Origin of the sequence: Streptosporangium sp. NPDC005286 (genome assembly GCF_040607515.1) — a bacterium.
Classification (GTDB): Bacteria; Actinomycetota; Actinomycetes; order Streptosporangiales; family Streptosporangiaceae; genus Streptosporangium.
Genome location: NZ_JBEXGU010000379.1, coordinates 1 through 2,312, shown reverse-complemented (window position 1 = coordinate 2,312; position 2,312 = coordinate 1). Strand labels below are relative to the sequence as shown.

Here is a 2,312-nt window from a genome sequence, read left to right as displayed (position 1 = left end):
CCCCCAGGCAAACCGGAAGGGGGCGGGACCATGCCTGATACCCGCCCCCACCTGCGCATACGGTCCATGGTGATCCACCGACGTCCAGCCTTGTCCGGGGTCGTTGTCACTCAGTTGGTCACTCAGGGACATCACTCGGCGTTCCTTCGCTGGCCGGGGGCGAACCTTTTTGTCGGGGACTACTGCGATCATGCCGCTCACTTGATCAAAGGAGTGGCGATGACAGAGACCCCCGAAGAATTCCCCTGGCTCTCCGAACACGAAGCACTGGGTGAAATCTACTGCGTGTCCTTCGTTCGGGATCTCTCCCCGGAGGAAATCCTCCGCCGGTTCGGCGTAGACGAGAGCACCATGGAGGAGGTCACGTCCGACGAGTTGGGCGAGCGCTCGGTGGAGAGCATGATGGACGACGCGGCTGGTTACATCGGCGCCGTGAAGGTCGGTGACTGGACCCTGGTCATCGAACCAGGAGGATGGAAGATCGCCGTCGACTCCGAGATCATGGCTCGGGTCTCGCGGGGAACCGAGGTCGTGTCGGTCTGCCGTCATGACTATGCCTCGGACACTTTCGCCTACATCGTCGACGGGCAGCCGGTCGTCTGGTTCGACCCGATGCTTCCGGACGCGCGGTCAGGCAACGATCCGGACCGCTTCATCAAGGAGATGCGCGAAGTCGGCCTGGACCCCGAGTACGACATCGACATCGACGACTCGCACATCGACTTCCCGATAGAGCGCTCGTTCGCCTTGGCGAGCAGGATCACCGCTCTTCCCTTCTCTCCAGAGATGTTGGAGCTGCGATTCCTTGGCGCAGAACCCCTGGAGGACTGATCGGCAGGTCCCCATACGGAGACTGGCCTTCTAGCGGGTTCAGGCGCTCATGGGGTAGCGGGTCAGCAGCTCTCGTACCTCGGGGACGTCGGCGTAGGGCTTGAGACGTGCCAAGACCACGCGGGCGCGCTGGGTGGTGCGGTCGCTGGTGAGGTCGGCGGACATGTCCAGCATCCGCGACGCCGTGTACGCCGCCTCCTCCGGCTCGTTCGCGTCGGCGAGAGCGACGGCGAGCCACGACAGGTACAGCGCGAGTTCTCGGACGTGGGTGGCGTCGTAGCGCGTCAGCACCTCGCTGAGCAGAGGAACGGCGCGCAGGGGGCGGCGTAGCTCGGTGTAGGCGCGGGCTTCCATGATCTGGAGTTCGTCGGGGCTGACCCAGTACAGGTATGACGGTTCTTCGGCTCCTGCCGTGCTCGCCAGGGCGGCGCTCGCTTCGCCCAGTGCCCTGATGGCGGGCTGGGCCTCTCCGGCGCGGGCATGTGCCCAGGCGAGACGGTCCCAGGTCAGTGCGCGGATACGCGGTGAGGCGTGCCGTCCGGCCGTGCCCAGTGCGGCGCGTGTGAGTGCCACGCTTTCCTGCGCGTCGCCGACGTTGGCGATCTGGTAGGCCAGGGAGCCGATGAGGTTGGCCTCCAGGGAGCCGTCTCCGGCTTCGCGGGCGGCGCTGATGCCCAGTTGGTAGGTCTGGGCGGCTTGGTCGTGCTGGCCCGCGTCGCTGGCGATCCATCCGACGATCTGTGCCAGCTCGCCGATGTTGACCAGCAGCGCCCGACCTGCCTCCTCGGTGTGGGTGCCACACCGGTAGAGGCGTACCGCCGCGTCAAGCTCGCGGAAGGCGGGCCGGATCAGGTCGCTTCCGGCGATGACGTCATCGGCGAGCCGCAGACCGTGAACCCGTGCCGACAGATCCCGCACGGTACCCATCCCGACCCTTCGCCCTGTCCCGGCGGGAAGGCGGGACAGTGGATCACCTTCGGGCATGATCGCGGCGAGTACCTGGGCCGGTGACCTGCGGGCTGCCTTGTTCGCCAGGTCGAACAGCTCGGCCTCGGGGAGATCGAACGCCCGGCAGTACAGCACCCGGTAGGGGTCCTTGGGCTGGTGCTTGCCCTTTTCCCAGTCCTTGATCATGCGGATCAGGGATTCGCGGGTCGGCAGGTGAGCGCGGGTGCTCTCATCGGCCGCCTCGGTGAGTGCTCGTGCCATCTGCCGTTGCGACCACAGCCGCTCGCGTCGCTCGGCTCGCAACCTCAACGCCCAACCCGGAATCTCGTCCATCACCGCGCCCTGGGGGAGACATGGGAGACCTGCCGTCTCCCCCAGTCTCCCCTATCGCCTCCTGTGCGGGCACGTGTATGGGCGATGTCATGGGAGGACCGTGAAAAAGCGGGACCCGCAGGCGCGGACACGCCGTACGGGTCCCTTGGCCGCACACTGGAGGTGCAACCCATGGATAACTGTAGAGCCGTCCCGCCCGC

At 66.3% G+C, this 2,312-nt stretch carries 2 protein-coding genes; one reads left to right on the top strand and one right to left on the bottom strand.

Translation table 11 applies throughout. From position 1 onward, the window contains the following. The first annotated feature begins 219 nt into the window (after window positions 1–219). Window positions 220–831 carry a DUF6461 domain-containing protein gene (locus ABZU75_RS46230; protein ID WP_355569895.1) on the top strand — a complete coding sequence of 204 codons (612 nt, stop codon included), beginning with the start codon at window positions 220–222 and terminating at the stop codon, window positions 829–831. A 39-nt stretch (window positions 832–870) separates the two neighbouring features. Here ABZU75_RS46230 and ABZU75_RS46225 read toward each other — a convergent pair whose 3' ends face one another. Then, the gene (locus tag ABZU75_RS46225; protein ID WP_355569892.1) at window positions 871–2,112 is read right to left on the bottom strand and encodes a transcriptional regulator; all 1,242 of its coding nucleotides are present in this window, start codon (window positions 2,110–2,112) and stop codon (window positions 871–873) included. Window positions 2,113–2,312: the final 200 nt, after the last annotated feature.